Source organism: Cupriavidus sp. 96C5-1, from assembly GCF_057798855.1.
Window position 1 is genome coordinate 94,690 of sequence record NZ_JBYOJU010000008.1, and the last position, 18,306, is coordinate 112,995.

The window sequence follows — 18,306 nt, forward strand, 5'->3', positions numbered from 1 at the left end:
TCAACGCCGTCCGGCCTATGCGCGCGCAGCGCTGCTGTCGGCGTCGAAGTCCTTGGCCGTCTCGTCGAGCGTGACCTCAACCTCGCCGTTCAGCACGCGACGCGCCCGCTCCTTGTCGATATCCCCTTCCCAGGCGGCGACGACTACGGTCGCGACGCAATTGCCGATCAGGTTGCCGACGGCACGAGCCATACCCATGAACCAGTCGACCGACAGCACCAGCACCAAACCGATCACCGGCACCGCGGGTACGGCCGAAAGCGTTGCCGCCAGAATCACGATCGCAGAGCCTGGCACGCCGTGGGCACCCTTGGAGGTGACCAGCGAGACGCCGAGAATCACCAGCAGGTCACCAAGCGATAAGGGCGTGTTTGTGGCCTGAGCAATGAACACCGCGGCCAACGTCAGGTAGATCGAGAACGCATCAAGGTTGAACGAGTAGCCGGTTGGAATCACCAGGCCGACCGTTGAATCCTTGATCCCCATTCGTTCGAGCTTGCGCATGACCTGTGGCAACACGCTGTCAGATGAAGCCGTTCCGAGCACGATCATCAGTTCGTCCTTGAGGTAGCCAAGGAACTTGAAAATGTTGAAGCCCGCAAGGCGCAGTACAGTCCCCAGAATCACGACGACGAAGAAGGCAACTGTCCCGTAGAACAAGGCCACCAGGTAGCCAAGTTGCTTCAGCGAGCCGACACCGTATTTGCCCACCGTAAATGCGATGGCGCCGAGCACACCGAGCGGCGCCAGTTTGACGATGAGAGACATCATCTTGAACAGCATGTGCGAAGCCTGCTCTATGAAACCGAGCAGCGGTCTTGCGGGCGCACCGAGCAGAGACAGCGCACAGCCTGCCATGACCGCGATCACCAACACCTGCAACACGTCGCCGTTGGCAAACGCTCCCACGAAGGTGGTCGGAATCAGCTTGAGCAAGAATTCGACCGTGCCCGAGCTCTGGACCTTGTGGGCGGTATCCACATAGCTGCTCAACGCGGAGGCATCGAGCGCCTTGGGGTCGATGTGCATGCCCACCCCCGGCTCGAAGATGTAAGCGAGCGCGATGCCGAGAGCCAGCGCCAGCGTGGTCAAGATCTCAAAGTAGATCACCGCCTTGACGCCAACCCGCCCCACTTTCTTCAGGTCACCCGCGCCGGCGATGCCGTGAACAACGACGCAGAAGACGATCGGCGCGATCAACATCTTGATCAGCTTGATGAAACCATCGCCAAGCGGCTTCAGCTTCGCAGCAAACTCGGGCGCCATCATGCCCAGTGTCACCCCGACAATGACGGCAAGTATCACCTGACCAAACAGGGATTTGAAGAACCTCATTTTGAATGTCTCCGACGTTGTTTTCTATGCCGCCCCTGGACAGCTGTGCCTCAGGACGGGCTAGCCTAGCGAACTATCTCTCGCGTTCGGCGCGTCCTTGTCACTTCACAATAGGGCGCCGGTGCGGCAGATTGATTGAATCTGCGTTCCAGCTGCATGTGCCTCAATAGCCACCCAGCCATTCACCGAAGCTTGTATGCAATCGTAGTGAGCGCCATCGGCGGGCACAACGGCTGCGGCGGCATAGAAACTATTCGCGGGGGGAATGCCTACTCGCAAGCCAACTGCGGGACACTCTAAAAAAAAGGAGACACAAGATGGACCGCCTAGCCGGACTTCTGCTCTTCGTCCGTATCGTCGAGACAGGAAGCTTCTCCAAAGCAGCGCGCGAGCTCAATGTGACCCAGCCTACCGCTACCAAGCATGTCGCTGCGATCGAGCGGCGCTTCCAGGTGAGGCTGCTCAATCGAAATGCACGCGCGATCAGCGTCACTGAACCGGGAGAGTTGTATTACGACAAATGCAAAGTCGTGCTGCGTCACTTCGAAGAAGCCGAAGCCTTCCTGAGCCTGCGGGAGGAGGCGATCCAGGGTTCGCTACGTATCGGCACTTCGCTGACCTTTGGTCGCCAGATCGTCTCACCTCTATTGATCGAATTCATGCGCCTCCACCCCAAACTGCGGGTCGACGTGAGCCACGACGACCGGTATGTCGACCTGATCGCACAGGGCATCGACGTCGCCATACGTCTAGGCAACCTCGCTGATTCGTCGCTGGGTGGGCGCTACCTGGGTGTGAACCCGTGGGTCATGGTGGCATCACCAGCGTATCTCGCGCAGCGAGGTATCCCAACCAGGCACACCGATCTGCCTAGCCACGATTGCCTGATCTACACCAGCGTTCAGGGCGACGACTCCTGGCACATGCGCACACCTTCGGGTGAGCGGGTCTCGGTGTTGTTGAACGGTCGCTTACACTCGAATAGCCTCGCCACTCTGCTGGAGGCCGCGCGTGCGGACATGGGTATCACCATCTTGCCGTACTACGTCGCGGCAGAGTCCATTGCGATGGACCAGTTGCGGGATTTGATGCCGGACCACTCCCTGCCCGACCAGGAGATCCACGCGGTCTACGCCTCACCCAAGCTGGTCCCCCCAAAAGTCGCTGCGCTGATCGCCTTCTTGCGGGAGCGGTTCCAGCCGGACTGGTGGCTCGCACAGAACCGCGGCGGCGCCTCAACAGTTTCAGAGCTGTCGACAACAGACAGCCAAAAGCGCAGGCCCAGTGTAGCCGGCAAGAGCCGCTCCCCTAGAACTTAGACCGCACATCACAAGGAGAGAAGTCATGAACACGATGCCCGACAAGGACCCTCAGGAGACCCGGGAATGGCTTGACGCGCTCACCAGCGTGCTCGCCAGCGGCGGGCAGGAGCGAGCAGATTTTCTGATTGAACAGTTGATCGACCAGGCGCGGCTAGCGGGCTCCAATCTGCCGTTCTCCGCCACCACGCAATACGTCAATACGATCCCTGTCGCCCAGCAAGCCAGGATCCCGGGCGACCAAGGTATTGAGCATACCATCCGCTCCTACACGCGCTGGAATGCGGCGGCGGTGGTGCTGCGTGCGGGCAAGGAAACCAATGTCGGCGGCCATATCTCCAGCTTCGCGTCGGCTGCGACGCTCTACGATGTGGGCTACAACCACTTCTGGCATGCACCATCCGGGACGCATGGCGGCGACCTGGTCTTCGTGCAGGGCCACTCGGCCCCGGGCATTTATGCCCGCGCCTTCATGCTCGGCCGATTGAGCAAGGACCAGATGGACAACTTCCGCCAGGAGGCGGACGGCAAGGGCATCTCCTCATACCCGCACCCGTGGTTGATGCCAGATTTCTGGCAGTTTCCAACCGTCTCGATGGGCCTTGGCCCGCTGATGGCGATCTACCAGGCGCGCTTCATGAAGTACATGCATTCGCGCGGCTTCATCGACGCCGGCAACCGCAAGGTCTGGGCCTTCCTTGGCGATGGCGAGACCGACGAGCCGGAAAGCCTGGGCGCGATCGGCATGGCCGGGCGCGAGAAGCTGGACAACCTGATCTTCGTCATCAACTGTAACCTGCAGCGGCTGGATGGCCCCGTGCGCGGCAACGGCAAGATCATCCAGGAACTTGAAGGCGAATTCCGCGGAGCGGGCTGGAACGTGATCAAGGTGATCTGGGGCACGCACTGGGATGCGCTGCTCGCGCGCGACAAGGACGGCATCCTGATGCAACGGATGATGCAATGCTGCGATGGCGAGTACCAGACCTACAAGGCCAAGGACGGCGCCTATGTGCGCGAGCACTTCTTCAACACGCCCGAACTCAAGGCCCTGGTCGCCGACTACTCCGACGATGACATCTGGAAGCTGAACCGCGGCGGCCACGATCCGCACAAGGTCTATGCCGCGTACCACGCGGCGGTCAACCACAAGGGACAGCCGACCCTGATCCTGGCCAAAACAATCAAGGGCTACGGCATGGGCGAGTCCGGCGAGGCAATGAACATCTCCCACCAGGCCAAGAAGATGACCGTGCAAGCGCTCAAGGGCATGCGCGAGCGATTCAAGCTTCCCCTGAGCGATCAGCAGATCGAAGACGTCGACTACCTCAATTTCGCCGAAGGCTCGAAGGAACTGGAGTACATGCGCGCGCGTCGAACCGAGCTCGGCGGCTATCTGCCGGCACGGCGCACCAAGGCCGAGCCGCTGAAGGTGCCGGAATTGTCCGCCTTCGATGCCCAGCTCAAGGCCTCGGGCGAGGGCCGCGAGTATTCCACCACGATGGCCTTTGTGCGCATCCTGAACACGCTGCTGCGCGACAAGAACATCGGCCGGCATGTGGTGCCCATCGTGCCCGACGAATCGCGGACCTTCGGCATGGAAGGCATGTTCCGCCAGGTCGGCATCTGGAACCAGGAAGGCCAGCGGTACGTGCCGCAAGACCACGACCAACTGATGTTCTACAAGGAAACCAAGGACGGCCAGATCCTGCAGGAGGGCATCAACGAAGCGGGTGCGATGTGCGACTGGATTGCCGCCGCTACCGCGTACTCGACGCACGGCGTGCAGATGATCCCCTTCTACATCTACTACTCGATGTTCGGGCTGCAGCGCACCGGCGACCTGTGCTGGGCCGCTGGCGACATGCGCTCGCGCGGCTTCCAGCTCGGTGGCACGGCAGGGCGTACCACTTTGAACGGCGAGGGCCTGCAGCACGAGGACGGAAATAGCCACATTCACTCCTCGGTGATACCGAACTGCATCTCCTACGACCCGACCTTCGGCTACGAGCTGGCGGTGATCATCCAGGACGGCCTGCGCCGCATGTACGCAGAGCAAGAAGACGTCTGGTACTACATCACGGTGATGAACGAGAACTACGAGCATCCGGCGATGCCGGAGGGCTCCGAGGCCGACATCCTCAAGGGCATGTACGCCTTGCGCAAGAGCGCCGCGAGCAGCGGCCCCCGCGTGCAGCTGCTCGGCAGCGGGACGATCCTCAATGAGGTCATTGCCGCCGCAGCCCTGCTCAAGCAGGACTGGGGCGTCGCATCGGACCTGTGGGGCTGCCCCTCCTTCAACGAGCTGTCGCGCGACGGCCAGGACGCGGCGCGCTGGAACCTGCTGCACCCGACGGAAAAGGCCAGGCAGTCGCACGTCGAGCGATGCCTACAGGACAGCAAGGGCCCGGTGATTGCAGCCACTGATTACGTCAAGCTGTTCGCCGAACAGATCCGGGCATTCGTGCCCCGACGCTATGTCACGTTGGGTACCGACGGCTTCGGCCGTTCGGACACGCGCGAGAAGTTGCGCAACCATTTCGAGGTGAACCGCCATTGGGTGACGGTCGCCGCGCTCAAGGCGCTGGCCGACGACGGCGAGATCGACGCCAGCAAGGTCGCCGAGGCTATCGCCAGGTACGGCATCGATGTCGACAAGATCAATCCGCTGTATGCCTGATCGCAATAATACGGAGACAAACCATGGCATTGCTTGAAGTGAAGGTGCCCGACATCGGCGATTTCGACGAGGTCTCGGTCATCGAGGTGATGGTGCAGGTGGGCAACGCGATCCTGGCCGATCAATCGGTGATCACGGTGGAGTCGGACAAGGCGTCAATGGAAATCCCGTCGAGCGGCGCGGGCGTGGTCAAGGAACTGAAGGTCGACGTCGGTAGCAAGGTCAAGCAGGGCGCCGTCATCCTGGTGCTTGAGGCCAATGGCGTGGCGGTGGCATCGGCCACGCCGACGACGCCGCAGGCGTCCGAAGCCAAAGCTGCCGCGCTCGCTGCACCGGTACAGGCCGCCGCAAGCGCGGGTGCCCCGGCTGGTCCGGTCGAGGTCCGGGTGCCGGACATCGGCGATTTCAAGGATGTGACGGTGATCGAACTGCTGGCGGCACCAGGTGACGCCATTACGGCCGAGCAGTCGCTGATCACAGTCGAGTCCGACAAGGCCTCGATGGAAATACCGTCGTCCGGTGCGGGCGTGCTCAAGATACTCAAGGTCAAGGTGGGCGACACGGTCAACGTCGGCGACTTGATCGCCGTGCTGGAAGGCGCCGCGACCTCAGCGCTGCCGGCCGTTCCGGCAATGGCGCCCGAAGTGGCGACGGTTGCAGCACCAGCTCCACCAGCGGCCGCGAGCAGCGCTTCCGTGCCGGCGCAGCTCGCGGTGCCGGCTCACGCTCCCACCGGATTGACCGGTGCCCTTCCCCATGCCTCGCCCTCGGTACGAAGATTTGCGCGGGACCTCGGCGTGCCCCTGGAAGAACTCAGGGGCAGCGGTCCCAAGGGCCGCATCACGCAAGAAGACGTTCGCAACTTCACCAAGGCCGTGATGAGCGGCACGGCCACTACCAAGGCCTCGGCGGCCAAGCCGCCTGCGGCCGGCGGCGAAGCACTCGGCCTGCTGCCATGGCCCAAGGTCGACTTCAGCAAGTTCGGCGCTGTCGAGCGCAAAGAGCGCTCGCGCATCAAGAAGATCAGCGCCGCCAACCTGCACCGAAACTGGGTAATGATCCCGCACGTCACCAACCATGATGAGGCCGACATCACCGAGCTCGAAGCCTTCCGCGTTCAGACCAACAAGGAGAACGAGAAGTCAGGCGTCAAGGTAACGATGCTGGCCTTCCTGATCAAGGCATCGGTTGCGGCGCTGAAGAAGTTCCCTGAGTTCAACAGTTCGCTCGATGGCGACCAACTGGTGCTCAAGCAGTATTTCCACATCGGCTTCGCCGCCGATACGCCCAATGGCCTCGTGGTGCCAGTCGTTCGGGACTGCGACAAGAAGGGCGTCATGCAGATCTCGCAGGAGATGGGAGAACTCGCCAAGAAGGCGCGCGACGGCAAGCTGGGCCCGGCGGAGATGTCAGGTGCCAGCTTCACGATCTCGTCGCTGGGTGGCATTGGCGGGCGCTATTTCACGCCGATCATCAATGCCCCCGAAGTCGCGATCCTCGGTGTCTGCAAGAGCACGACGGAACCGGTGTGGGACGGCAAGACCTTCCAGCCGCGCCTGATGTTGCCGCTGTCGCTGAGCTGGGACCATCGTGTGATCGACGGCGCCGCGGCGGCACGCTTCAACGCCTACTTCGCTCAACTCATGGCGGACTTCCGCCGAATCCTGCTGTAAGGAGGCCAAGCATGCCAGTGATCGAAGTCAAGGTTCCCGATATCGGCGATTTCAAGGAGGTCACCGTCATCGAAGTACTTGTCAAGCCGGGAGACGCTGTCAGCATCGAGCAATCGCTGATCACGGTCGAGAGCGACAAGGCGTCGATGGAGATTCCATCGACGCACGCAGGCATTGTCCAGGCACTGCGAATCCAGGTCGGCGATACGGTCAGCGAAGGCTCAGTGATCCTTGCGCTGGAAGCCGACGCCGCCACGGCCGCCGTGACGGTACCGGCGCCGCCGCCTGCCGCCGCCGCGCCAGCGGTTGCGCTCGTCCCAAGCCCGTCGGGCTACGCCGGTGGCGTGGACCTGGAATGCGACATGCTTGTCCTCGGCGCCGGACCGGGGGGCTATTCGGCGGCGTTCCGCAGCGCCGACCTCGGCATGAATACCGTGCTCGTGGAGCGCTACCCGACGCTGGGCGGCGTGTGCCTCAACGTAGGCTGCATTCCGAGCAAGGCGCTTCTGCATGTCGCCGCCGTGATGGACGAGGCCGCTCACTTCGCAGACCTGGGCGTCGAGTTCGCCGCCCCGACAATCCATCTCGACAAGTTGCTCGCGCACAAGAACAAGGTCACCGGCAAGCTGACCGGCGGCCTGGCCGCGATGGCGAAGATGCGCAAGGTCACCATCGCGCGCGGCGTGGGCACCTTCCTCGACCCGCACCATCTGCGAGTCGATGAAACCACCGGCAGCGGCCAGCAGACAACTGGCCAGACGCAGACGATTCGCTTCAAGCAGTGCATCATCGCCGCGGGTTCCCAGGCGGTCCACCTGCCGTTCCTGCCCAAGGACCCCCGCATCGTCGATTCGACCGGTGCGCTCGAACTGCGTGACAGGCCCCGGCGCATGCTCATCGTCGGGGGGGGCATCATCGGCTTGGAGATGGGGACGGTCTACTCGACGCTCGGCGCCCGGCTCGACGTCGTCGAAATGCTCGACAACCTCATGCCCGGCGCCGACGGCGATCTGGTGAAGGTATGGCAAAAGCTCAACGCACCGCGCTTCGACAACATCATGTTGAATACCAAAACAGTGAACGCCGAGGCCACCAGCGACGGCATCCTCGTCAACTTCCAGGGCGAGCAGGCTCCCAAGGAGCCGCAACTCTACGATCTGGTGCTGCAGGCGGTGGGACGCAGCCCCAACGGCAACAAGATCGGTGCCGATAAAGCCGGTGTCATCGTCGGTGAGCGCGGCTTCATTCCGGTGGACGTACAGATGCGTACCAACGTGCCGCACATCTTCGCGATCGGCGACATCGTCGGCCAACCGATGCTGGCGCACAAGGCGGTGCACGAGGCGCACGTGGCGGCCGAGGTGGCATCGGGCGACACGAAGGCACGGTTTGATGCCCGCGTGATCCCGAGCGTGGCCTACACCGACCCCGAGATCGCCTGGGTCGGCCTGACGGAAGACGAGGCCAAGGCACGTGGCATCAAGATCAAGAAGGGGCACTTCCCTTGGAACGCCTCAGGCCGCGCCATCGCGAACGGCCGCGATGAGGGCTTCACCAAGCTGATCTTCGACGAGGCCACGCACCGTGTGGTCGGAGGCGGCATCGTCGGCACCCATGCCGGCGACTTGATCAGCGAAGTGGCGCTCGCGATCGAAATGGGCGCCGACGAGGTGGATATCGGCAAGACGATCCATCCGCATCCGACCTTGGGCGAGAGCATCGGCATGGCGGCCGAGGTGGCGCACGGCTCTTGCACTGACCTCCCGCCGATGAAGAAGACCTAGCCAACGACTGTTCCAGGAGACAACCATGGCAGACGACCTGCGCGAAGCCGCGCTTGACTACCACCGCCACCCCACGCCCGGCAAGATTTCCGTCATGCCTACCAAGGCCATGGCAACGCAGCGCGACCTGGCGCTCGCCTACTCGCCGGGCGTAGCAGAGGCCTGCCTGGCCATCGTCGAGGACCCGCGCGAAGCCGACCGCCTCACGGCACGCAGCAACCTGGTCGCCGTGGTGACCAACGGCACCGCGGTGCTGGGCCTCGGCAACATCGGCCCGCTGGCCGGCAAGCCAGTAATGGAGGGCAAGGGCTGCCTGTTCAAGAAATTCGCCGGCATCGACGTGTTCGATATCGAACTGGCCGAGAACGACCCTGACGCGCTAATCGACACCATCGCCCGCATGGAACCGACCTTCGGCGGCATCAACCTCGAAGACATCAAGGCGCCCGAGTGCTTCTACATTGAGCAGAAACTGCGAGAGCGCATGAAGATCCCGGTCTTCCACGATGACCAGCACGGCACCGCCATCGTGGCAGCCGCAGCGCTGCTCAATGCGCTCAAGCACGTGGGCAAGGAGATCGGCAAGGTCAAGCTAGTGGCCTCGGGCGCCGGCGCCGCGGCGCTGGCTTGCCTGGACCTGATGGTGAGCCTGGGGCTCACCCGCGAGAACATCACGGTGAGCGATGGCAAGGGCGTGATCTACTCGGGCCGCGCGAACGTCGATGCCAGCAAGGCCCGCTATGCACGCGACACCGGTGCCCGGACGCTGGCCGATGCACTCCCCGGTGCCGACATCTTCCTGGGTCTGTCGGCGCCGGGCGTCCTGAAGCCCGAGATGGTCAAGACCATGGCGCGTGACCCCGTCATTCTTGCGATGGCCAATCCGACGCCCGAAATCATGCCTGAGGAGGCGCTCGCGGTGCGGCCCGACGCCATCCTCGGCACTGGCCGCTCGGACTATCCGAACCAGGTCAACAATGTCCTGTGCTTCCCCTTCATTTTTCGCGGTGCGCTCGACGTGGGTGCGACTACCATCAACGAGGAGATGAAACTGGCCACCGTGCGCGCCATCGCCGAGCTCGCGCATGCCGAGATCCCTGAGACGGTGGCGCAGGCCTACGGCGCTGCGGGCCTGCGCTTTGGCGCGCAGTACCTGATCCCCAAGCCCTTCGATCCGCGGCTGATAGAGGTCGTGGCACCGGCCGTGGCCCAGGCGGCGATGGACAGCGGCGTAGCGACACGGCCGATCGACGATCTGCGAGCCTATCGCCAGCGCTTGAGCCAGTTCGTCTATCGGTCGGGCAGCGCGATGCAGCCGGTGTTTGCCGCCGCCAAGCGCGCACCGAAGCGCGTGGCCTACGCCGAAGGCGAGGACGAGCGCGTACTGCGCGCGGCGCAGATCGTGGTCGACGAAGGCATCGCGCAGCCGCTGCTGGTGGGCCGACCCGAGGTGATCGGCGAGCGCATCGAGCAGTTCGGCTTGCGCCTGAGGCCGGGGCAGGACTGCGAGTGCGTCGACCTGACCAGGGCAGCCCACAATCTCGCATGTCGCGGCACCTTGGTGAGCGCGATGTTGGTGCGTCAGGGCCGTGCCGATGCGATGCTGTGCGGTACGGCCGAGCCTTTCGACGATCACCTTGCCCATGTGCGCGAGATAATCGGCCTGACACCCGGCAGCGATGTTTTTGCAGCCATGCAGATGCTGATCCTGCCGGGTCGCCAGCTCTTCCTTTGCGACACGCACGTAAATCCAGACCCGACCGCGCACCAGATCGCGGAGATCGCGCTCATGGCAGCCGAGACGGTGCGCCGCTTCGGCGTCACGCCCAGCGTGGCGCTCTTGTCCCATTCGAGCTTCGGCAGTTCCGGGATTCCGGCGGCTGTGAAGATGCGCGAGGCGCTGGCGCTCGTGAAGGCGCGCGCCCCGAAGCTGGCCGTCGACGGCGAGATGCGCGGTGACGCCGCGCTGTCCAAGACCATCCTCGACCGAGAGTTCCCCGACACCGGCCTCACCACGGAGGCCAACGTGCTGGTGATGCCCAGCGTCGATGCGGCCAACATCGCCTACAACCTGCTGCGCATCGCGGCCGCCAATGGCATCACCGTCGGCGGCATCCTGCTCGGCGCCGACCGACCGGTTCATATTCTCACGCCCTCTTCGACCGTGCGCCGCATCGTCAACATGACGGCCGTGGCTGTGGCCGAGGCCGGTGCCGAACGGACCGGGAGTTGAGCGCACATGTGCTGGCCGACACGTCGTCGGCACCGAAACCAGCTGGCACCTCGCCCCCCTCTTTTCCACAGACCCTTCACTCCCTCAGGAAAATTACATGGAAGATGTCGTTATCGTCGCAGCGGCCCGGAGCGCAGTAGGCAAGTTCGGAGGCGCTTTGGCTAACGTCCCGGCCCCGGAACTCGGCGCCACAGTCATCAAGGCGCTGCTCGAACGCAGCGGCCTGCAGCCGGAGCTCATCGATGAGGTGCTGCTCGGTCAGGTGCTGACCGCGGGCAGCGGGCAGAATCCAGCCCGCCAGGCGGGCATCAAGGCCGGACTTCCCGTTGGCGTGCCCGCCATGACCATAGGAAAGGTTTGCGGCTCGGGTCTGAAAGCCGTGCACTTGGCAGCCCAGGCCATCAAATGCGGCGATGCCGACATCGTCATAGCCGGTGGCCAGGAAAACATGAGTGCTTCATCCCACGTGCTGCTGGGTTCGCGCGACGGACGGCGCATGGGCGACTGGAAGGTGATCGACACCATGATCACCGACGGCCTGTGGGACGTATACAACCAGTATCACATGGGCATCACGGCCGAGAACGTGGCAAGGAAGTACGACATCTCGCGCACCCAGCAAGACGAGTTCGCCGCCGCTTCGCAGCAGAAGGCAGAGGCCGCGCAGAAGGCTGGCCGGTTCCGCGACGAGATCGTCCCGGTCTCCATCGTCTCGAAGAAGGGAACCTTGATCTTCGACAGCGACGAGTTCATCAAGCACGGCACCACCGTTGAATCCCTAGGCAGCCTGAAGCCGGCCTTCGACAAAGCCGGCACGGTGACCGCCGGCAACGCTTCGGGCCTGAACGACGGCTCGGCCGCGGTACTAATGATGTCGGTGGCCAAAGCGCGCGAGTTGGGGCTGAAGCCCCTGGCTCGCATTGCCGCGTATGCTTCGGCTGGCCTCGACCCCAGCATCATGGGCATGGGGCCGGTGCCGGCCTCGCAGCGGTGCCTGCAGAAGGCCGGTTGGAAAGCCTCCGACCTGGACCTGATGGAGATCAACGAAGCCTTTGCCGCACAAGCCTGCGCCGTCAACCAGGCAATGGGCTGGGACACCCAAAAGATCAACGTCAACGGTGGCGCCATCGCCATCGGCCACCCCATCGGCGCCTCAGGCTGCCGCATCCTGGTGACCCTCATTCACGAAATGACCCGTCGTGACGCCAAGCGCGGCCTGGCTTCGCTGTGCATTGGCGGTGGCATGGGCGTGGCGCTGGCCGTTGAGCGCTGATATCTAGTTCATCCACAAACACAAACAAAGGAGATAGATATGAGCAAGCAACGCGTAGTTCTGGTCACTGGCGGCATGGGCGGTCTTGGCGAAACGATTTCGACCAAGATGGCGGACGCCGGCTACAAGGTGGCGGTGACCTACTCCCCCGGCAACACCAAACATGCGGAATGGATTGGCACCATGGAAGCCCGTGGCTACCGCATGCTGGCGGTGCCCTGCGACGTGGGCGACCTCGATTCGTGCGCCAAGGCCGTGGCCGAGGTGCAACGCGCACTCGGTCCCGTGGAAGTGCTGGTCAACAACGCCGGCATCACGCGCGACATGACCTTCAAGAAGATGGATAAGCTCAACTGGGATGCCGTGTTGCGCACCAACCTCGACAGCCTGTTCAACATGACCAAGCAGGTCGCCGATGACATGGTCGAGCGCGGCTGGGGACGCATCATCAACATCTCATCGGTCAACGGCTCGAAGGGTGCCTTCGGCCAGACCAATTACTCGGCCGCCAAGGCCGGCGTCCACGGCTTCACCAAGGCGCTGGCGCTCGAAGTGGCAAGAAAGGGCGTGACCGTGAATACCATCTCGCCGGGCTACATCGGCACGAAAATGGTCACGGCGATCCCGAAGGAGGTTCTCGACTCCAAGATCCTTCCGCAGATTCCGGTCGGGCGCCTTGGCAAGCCCGAGGAAGTTGCCGGCCTCGTGATCTACCTGGCCTCGGAAGAGGCGGCGTTCGTCACCGGCGCCAACATCGCGATCAACGGTGGTCAGCACATGCAGTGATGCATGACAGCATAAGGAAACAGCTATGACGAAATCCGACATCGACCAGGCAGTCCTGATCGAGAAGCTCGCGCAGGCCTCCGCTCAGCAAGGTGCATTGCTGCGGCAGACGGTTCAGCAGCTCACGATGCAGGTTTTGCAAAGCCGGGAATTGACCGTGAAGAGTATCAGGGATGTGCTGAAGACCATGACGCAAGCGACATCCAGTAGCTTGGCCATGGGCGGCACGGTTGGCTCCGACACCGAATCCCTGCTGACCAAGGCGATTGAGGGGATGGACGCCGCTCTGGTACAGGCCGTGGAGGCCAATCGACGCGCACTGCAACAGCTCGTAGACCGGGGCGTGGCATTAGGCGAGCCCAGCGTCAGACAGGCCATGGACGAGATCAAGCAGATGGAGGACGTGCTGTTCGACACCATCAGCAGAACCGTCCGCGGCGGGGCGCAATCGATCCAGGGGCCATGGTCCTCCGTGCTGGAAGCGGTGCAATTGAAAGGCACCGCAACGGGTGCCAGCGCCACCGCCGCCATCGAGCAGCTCACCGACAAGGCCCAGGGCACCCTCCGTGACGGCCAGGCGCTCCGGCAGCGCAGCGTCGAGCTGTGGATGGAGCACTACGCCACGCTGGTGAGCGGCGTGTTCATCGGCATGTCCGAGGCCCTGCGTGAGCAACCGGAAACCGCGCGGCCGCTTGCCGCAAGCACTGTAACTCGACGATGAGCCTTGACACTACGACAGCCATCAGTCTGCTGGCCACGGCGGTCGGTGCGCTGAGCGGCGCGCTGTTCGCGGCCGAACGCCGCTTCGGCTTGAGCGGCGTTCTCGCCCTGGCGTTTGCCGCGGGCTGCAGCGGAAGCATCATGCGCGACGTATTGCTGCAAGGCGCTGGCCCATCAGTTGTGCTCACGGATGTCCGTATCCTGCTGACCGTGGTCATCTGTGCCGTGGCCGTTTTCTTCTTTGCCTCCGCCGTCAGGCGGCTGCACCGGCTGCTGCTGGCCCTGGATGCACTTTCGATAGGCTTCTTCGCGGCCGTTGGCGCTGGCAAAGCGATCGGCATCGGGCTCGACCCGCCCGGCGCCGTCCTCATCGGCAGCATTAACGCGGTGGGCGGATGGGTATTGCGTGATCTGCTGGCAGGCGAACAACCCCAGCTGGTACTTCCAGGCCCCATCTACGCCATCGCCGCAGGTCTCGCGAGCGCGTGCTATGCAGCCTTGGTGACCAGTGGAGGGGTCTCCGACTCGCTTGCTGCCATTGCAACCATCATTGTCGGATTCGCGATCCGTATGCTCGCACTGCGCTACGGCTGGACAGCGCCGACGCCAGTCGATCTGTCGCCAGGCACTCGCCGTGCCGGCCGTGAATGACGAGCCGACCAGCGCACCCGTAGCTGCTCGCTGCCATTGTCTTCAAAGGAGCACGATCGCAAGCCCCGCGCCAACCACCCTTACCTCACGCCCTATGCCCGCAACACCAAAACACCGGGCCGGCCCCTGGGCCATCGCAGTCTCTTGCCGCCTCGTTTTGCTGAGGCGGCATCCTTGGGCTCTTCGCCGATGATGTTGGCTGCCCGTGGCAGCAGCGTACACCACGAAACCCATACCTTGTGCACTCCGGAAGGTGCACCGTGTCATTGGCACGCCTGTGCCTCGCTCACCGAGACCGTCCGCGCCACCAACCCCGCGCCTGGAGAATTCATTCAATACTGCACTATACAAATGATCAAGGCGTGATATTTTTTTTGCCAGCTGATATCGCCAGGATCAACGTCTAGTTGTGCGGAGCGCCATGCATGGGCCTACGTCGGCCCCATCCCTACGCCAACGCATATGCTGCGACGCACCGCACCCTTAAGAATGCGCCTGAGCAGCCGGTACAGCGTGCTGATCGCCTGCCGCGCCCGGGCGCCTGCGCGGTTGGCCTTGGTTCACGGCGACCGCTCGGCCCGGTCTGGCTCGCACTCAACCCGCCCGGAAATGCTCCGCCGACTGCCCCGCGTTGACGGCCCGGCACTCGCCCTGCCCGTCCCACTTCTGCCCTTCGGCATTGCGGTAGATGTGCGTCGGCTCGGGTGCCGGCGGCGCCTTCTCGGCGAAGCAGCCCGCGGCGTGCAGGTCGGCCAAGGTCAGGCCGTGCCTTGCCATCTGCACACGGATCCACACCGTGGCTACGGCGTGCCCGATCTCAAGGGACATAGGCATAACATTTTGGGAGCCGGAAAGGTGCAGCGATTTGGGCCGCACAATCACCCTTTCCGGGGGAGGTGGGCGGCAGCGCGTCGAGCTGGGCCAGCACGAACGCCCATTGGTCCTCGGTCAGGCTGCGCCCCACATCCAGCGCCGGCCGCGCCTCGCGCGGCACGTGGATGCCGTGCCAGGGATTGCCCATCAGGTAGTTCTGGTCGACCAGGAAGCGGTAGAGATTGTTGAGCACGCCGAGCGCGTAGCCCTGGGCGCGCGGCGACAGCGGTCCCTCGAAGGAGCGCCACACCGGACTCCAGCGCTCGCGCGAGCACGGGGCGCACCAGTCCGCTGGCGGCGCCGCGAGTAACTCGCGGTAGGCCACGCAATCCTCGTTGGCCATCGACTACAGCCGCTTGCGGCGCACCAGGATCGCCCATAGCAGGAAGCGCTCGGCCTCCTTGCGGCAGGCGCGTTGCGTGTGCGAGAAGGTCTGCAGCCAGTCGAGCGGGCGCGCGCAAGCCAGGCGCAAAGCCCAAGAGGATCTCTATTTTCCGAATCCGTATGCCCCCTCCGAAGGCCGAGTAACCATCGGAATGGAATCATGGTCGTATTGGTTGGTGCATCTGCAGCATCTGCCACTAGCCCCGATACCAGCAAAGCACTGTGCCGGGCTGGGCCGGGCATTGACTACTAGTAGCCGGTCAGCCTTTGAGCTTGCGCATTTCTTCGGCCAGGACCGCACAGTTGACCTTGATGCTCTGGTCGATGCCCTGCACGGGTCGCGTCGACATACGCTTGCCCGCTGCATTGCGCCCACGCAGGTCGCCGCGAACCATGTTCTCCTGCGGCTTGCTGAAGGTGCGCCAGAGATCCCCAACCACGTCGGACGTGCCACCCGGTGCCAGGGGCTGGATTTCGGCGATCGGTGCCGACACGCCGCTGTCTTTCTTTTCCTCGTAGCGCAGCGCCTGCGGGCGATTTTGCTTGGTTTAGTCGTGAAGACGGGAACGTTCATATTGCGTGGCTGGGAGGGTTACTACCGGAGCCTTCGGCACCCGCGCTGCGGGTACGCCGGCATTCAGACGGTGGGCCGGTCTGCGGGGACAGGGCCGTATTCGATGGCGGCCCGCAGGTCATCGGGCACCGGAATCGCCAGATGCGTGTCCAGCGAGGTCATCACGATGGTCTGCGTGGCCACCATGCGCAGTTCCCCATCTTCGCCGGCGCAGCGCCAGGCCAGCGTGATCGACTTGCCCCCAAGGCGCACCACGACCAGCTCCAGCCAGACCTGGTCGCCAAAGCGGCTGATTGCCTTGAAGTCCACCTCCAGGTGCACGGTCGGCATGCCCAGCCGGCGCGCGCCGATCACGCCGTGGTAGCCGTCCGGCAACAGGGTGTCGACCCAGCGTTCGATGAGGTCGTTGAAAAGCACGAAGTACTGCGGGTAGAAGACGATGCCGGCCGGGTCGCATTCCGAGAAATGGATCTTGTGCTGGCGCCGGAAGGTATGCGTAGTGGTCATGGTCCGCGGTTCCTGGTATGGGTTGGCCCGTGAAGGTCACGCCAGCGCGTGGCGAGCGAGGGCTTCCTTCAGCTTCTTGCCGTGCTCGTCGGCCAGCGCCGCCTCGCGCAACTCGCGCAGCGTGGCCGGGGCCAGGCGGGTACCCGCCCGCATCACGGCGTTCATCAGGGTCTGGTAGTTGGTCAGGCCGCGCACATGGGTGTCGCTGTAGCCTTTCACCAGCTGCTGGCACTGCACCACTTCCAGCGCCAGCGCGGGATTGAGGCGGGCGGCGGCCAGCACCTGGGCCAGCCAACCTTCGATACGCTCGGTTTCCAGTGCATAGCGTAGCGTGCTGCGGCGGATGCCGCGCAGCCGCGACACCGCCCACAGCATCAGGTAGCCGCGCAGCGAACTGGTGGTGACCACGCGGCCGGAGGTGGTGAAGCGGCGCACCAGGCGGTGCACGAAATGCGGCTGCATCAGCCAGCGGCCGAGTCCGGCTGGCAATGTCTCGCAGATTTCTTCCAGGCGCGGGTGCATGAACTCGTTGATCGCCAGCAATTGCTTGTCGCCGGCGTGCACTTCGCCCCGCACACGCGCGAAGCGCGAGTCGCGGGTCTTGAGGTCTGCCACGCGAATGGTGTCTTCGTACGACATCCACAGCGCCAGGTGGCGCGCGGTTTCGCGCAGCAGGGCGCTGTTGTCGTTGCCGACTGCCTGGCGCACGGCAGCCAGTCGATCCAGGTACAGGCCGGCGTAGGCCACGTCCTGGTAGTCGATCATGCGGCGCACGCCTTCCACCACGACTTGCCGGACTTCGGTCGGCTGCTCTGCGCGGGCGCGTTGCAGCAACTGCGCAACCCTGGGATCCTGCGGCTTGAGTTCGCCCAGCGGCATTGCAGCCTCTGCGGCGGGCGTCTCTGCGGCCTCGGCCTTGGAGAACGCCGCGCCAAAAGCGCGCAGGCTGGGCTTCACCCCAACGCCGCCGCGCTCGATGGTGGCTTCGAACTGGGCGCGGCTGAACGGCAGCACGCCGGTGCCTGCCAGCGCGCCGAACAGCACGGCGCTGATGACGCTGCCGCTGGCTTCGGCGGCCTGCGCCATGTCAAAGCGTACAAAGCGTTTGGCGGCCTTGCCGGCATGGGCAATCAGCTCATTGCTGTCGACGCGGCCATCGCCCATCGCGGACTTCTCGGCAATGGAGTAGACGCGGTGGGTGGAAGACACCAGCGTGGTGCGATCCGGCGTCACTAGTCCGCGCTGCACGGCGCGGCCGGCTTCCATCAGTTCGGAGGCGAGTACCACATCGACATCGCCAGGGGTGGGCATCAGCGCCAGCACCGGCTGGCGGCTAGCCTGCTCGGCCAGGTCGCGCGGGAACAGCTCGACGTAATAGATGGTGGCGCCGGTGCGCTGCGCCACGCCGGGTACCGACGTAGTCTGCGCGATATAGCCGTTGTGCTCGCCCAGATCCACGATCCAGTCGGCCAGCACGCCGCCGCCTTCGCCGCCCATGGCGAGGATGGCGACCT

Annotated in this window: 16 protein-coding genes; 9 read left to right on the forward strand and 7 right to left on the reverse strand. The window is 64.0% G+C overall.

Going from position 1 to position 18,306, the window contains the following annotated elements; translation table 11 throughout:
* Nucleotides 1–15: 15 nt before the first annotated feature.
* Nucleotides 16–1,335, reverse strand: coding sequence for a C4-dicarboxylate transporter DctA (locus tag AC3FOF_RS12255; RefSeq protein WP_488726733.1), 1,320 nt, complete (start codon nucleotides 1,333–1,335; stop codon nucleotides 16–18).
* A gap of 317 nt (nucleotides 1,336–1,652) precedes the next feature.
* Between AC3FOF_RS12255 and AC3FOF_RS12260 the strand changes: the two genes are divergently transcribed.
* The 9 genes from AC3FOF_RS12260 to AC3FOF_RS12300 all read left to right on the forward strand — a co-directional run bounded on the left by AC3FOF_RS12260 (nucleotide 1,653) and on the right by AC3FOF_RS12300 (nucleotide 14,454).
* Nucleotides 1,653–2,654, forward strand: coding sequence for a LysR family transcriptional regulator (locus AC3FOF_RS12260; RefSeq protein ID WP_488726734.1), 1,002 nt, complete (start codon nucleotides 1,653–1,655; stop codon nucleotides 2,652–2,654).
* A gap of 25 nt (nucleotides 2,655–2,679) precedes the next feature.
* Entirely contained in the window at nucleotides 2,680–5,334 is a 2,655-nt protein-coding gene (aceE, locus tag AC3FOF_RS12265; protein WP_488726735.1) for a pyruvate dehydrogenase (acetyl-transferring), homodimeric type, read from the forward strand.
* Nucleotides 5,335–5,357: 23 nt separating this feature from the next.
* Complete coding sequence (gene aceF / locus AC3FOF_RS12270; protein ID WP_488726736.1) at nucleotides 5,358–7,007, forward strand: dihydrolipoyllysine-residue acetyltransferase; 1,650 nt, start codon at nucleotides 5,358–5,360, stop codon at nucleotides 7,005–7,007.
* A gap of 11 nt (nucleotides 7,008–7,018) precedes the next feature.
* A complete protein-coding gene (gene lpdA / locus AC3FOF_RS12275; protein WP_488726737.1) occupies nucleotides 7,019–8,791 on the forward strand; it encodes a dihydrolipoyl dehydrogenase in 1,773 nt (590 codons plus the stop codon).
* Between the two features lie 25 nt (nucleotides 8,792–8,816).
* Nucleotides 8,817–11,024, forward strand: coding sequence for an NADP-dependent malic enzyme (locus AC3FOF_RS12280; protein ID WP_488726738.1), 2,208 nt, complete (start codon nucleotides 8,817–8,819; stop codon nucleotides 11,022–11,024).
* A 97-nt stretch (nucleotides 11,025–11,121) separates the two neighbouring features.
* Entirely contained in the window at nucleotides 11,122–12,297 is a 1,176-nt protein-coding gene (locus AC3FOF_RS12285) for an acetyl-CoA C-acetyltransferase (protein ID WP_488726809.1), read from the forward strand.
* A gap of 39 nt (nucleotides 12,298–12,336) precedes the next feature.
* Complete coding sequence (gene phbB, locus AC3FOF_RS12290; protein WP_488726739.1) at nucleotides 12,337–13,083, forward strand: acetoacetyl-CoA reductase; 747 nt, start codon at nucleotides 12,337–12,339, stop codon at nucleotides 13,081–13,083.
* A gap of 25 nt (nucleotides 13,084–13,108) precedes the next feature.
* Nucleotides 13,109–13,804 (forward strand): DUF6781 family protein, encoded by a 696-nt coding sequence (locus AC3FOF_RS12295; protein ID WP_488726740.1) that lies wholly within the window; start codon nucleotides 13,109–13,111, stop codon nucleotides 13,802–13,804.
* Complete coding sequence (locus AC3FOF_RS12300; RefSeq protein WP_488726741.1) at nucleotides 13,801–14,454, forward strand: trimeric intracellular cation channel family protein; 654 nt, start codon at nucleotides 13,801–13,803, stop codon at nucleotides 14,452–14,454. The genes AC3FOF_RS12295 and AC3FOF_RS12300 overlap by 4 nt, the downstream gene beginning before the upstream one ends.
* A gap of 594 nt (nucleotides 14,455–15,048) precedes the next feature.
* Here AC3FOF_RS12300 and AC3FOF_RS12305 read toward each other — a convergent pair.
* The 6 genes from AC3FOF_RS12305 to AC3FOF_RS12330 form a co-directional block, all read right to left on the reverse strand.
* Nucleotides 15,049–15,282 (reverse strand): H-NS histone family protein, encoded by a 234-nt coding sequence (locus AC3FOF_RS12305; protein ID WP_488726742.1) that lies wholly within the window; start codon nucleotides 15,280–15,282, stop codon nucleotides 15,049–15,051.
* Nucleotides 15,272–15,670 carry a hypothetical protein gene (locus AC3FOF_RS12310; RefSeq protein ID WP_488726743.1) on the reverse strand — a complete coding sequence of 133 codons (399 nt, stop codon included), beginning with the start codon at nucleotides 15,668–15,670 and terminating at the stop codon, nucleotides 15,272–15,274. The genes AC3FOF_RS12305 and AC3FOF_RS12310 overlap by 11 nt, the downstream gene beginning before the upstream one ends.
* A gap of 3 nt (nucleotides 15,671–15,673) precedes the next feature.
* Nucleotides 15,674–15,799 (reverse strand): hypothetical protein, encoded by a 126-nt coding sequence (locus AC3FOF_RS12315; RefSeq protein ID WP_488726744.1) that lies wholly within the window; start codon nucleotides 15,797–15,799, stop codon nucleotides 15,674–15,676.
* Nucleotides 15,800–15,971: 172 nt separating this feature from the next.
* Entirely contained in the window at nucleotides 15,972–16,205 is a 234-nt protein-coding gene (locus AC3FOF_RS12320; protein WP_488726745.1) for a hypothetical protein, read from the reverse strand.
* A 143-nt stretch (nucleotides 16,206–16,348) separates the two neighbouring features.
* Nucleotides 16,349–16,792 carry an acyl-CoA thioesterase gene (locus AC3FOF_RS12325; protein ID WP_488726746.1) on the reverse strand — a complete coding sequence of 148 codons (444 nt, stop codon included), beginning with the start codon at nucleotides 16,790–16,792 and terminating at the stop codon, nucleotides 16,349–16,351.
* A gap of 36 nt (nucleotides 16,793–16,828) precedes the next feature.
* Nucleotides 16,829–18,289 carry an indolepyruvate oxidoreductase subunit beta family protein gene (locus AC3FOF_RS12330; RefSeq protein WP_488726810.1) on the reverse strand — a complete coding sequence of 487 codons (1,461 nt, stop codon included), beginning with the start codon at nucleotides 18,287–18,289 and terminating at the stop codon, nucleotides 16,829–16,831.
* Nucleotides 18,290–18,306 lie beyond the last annotated feature (17 nt).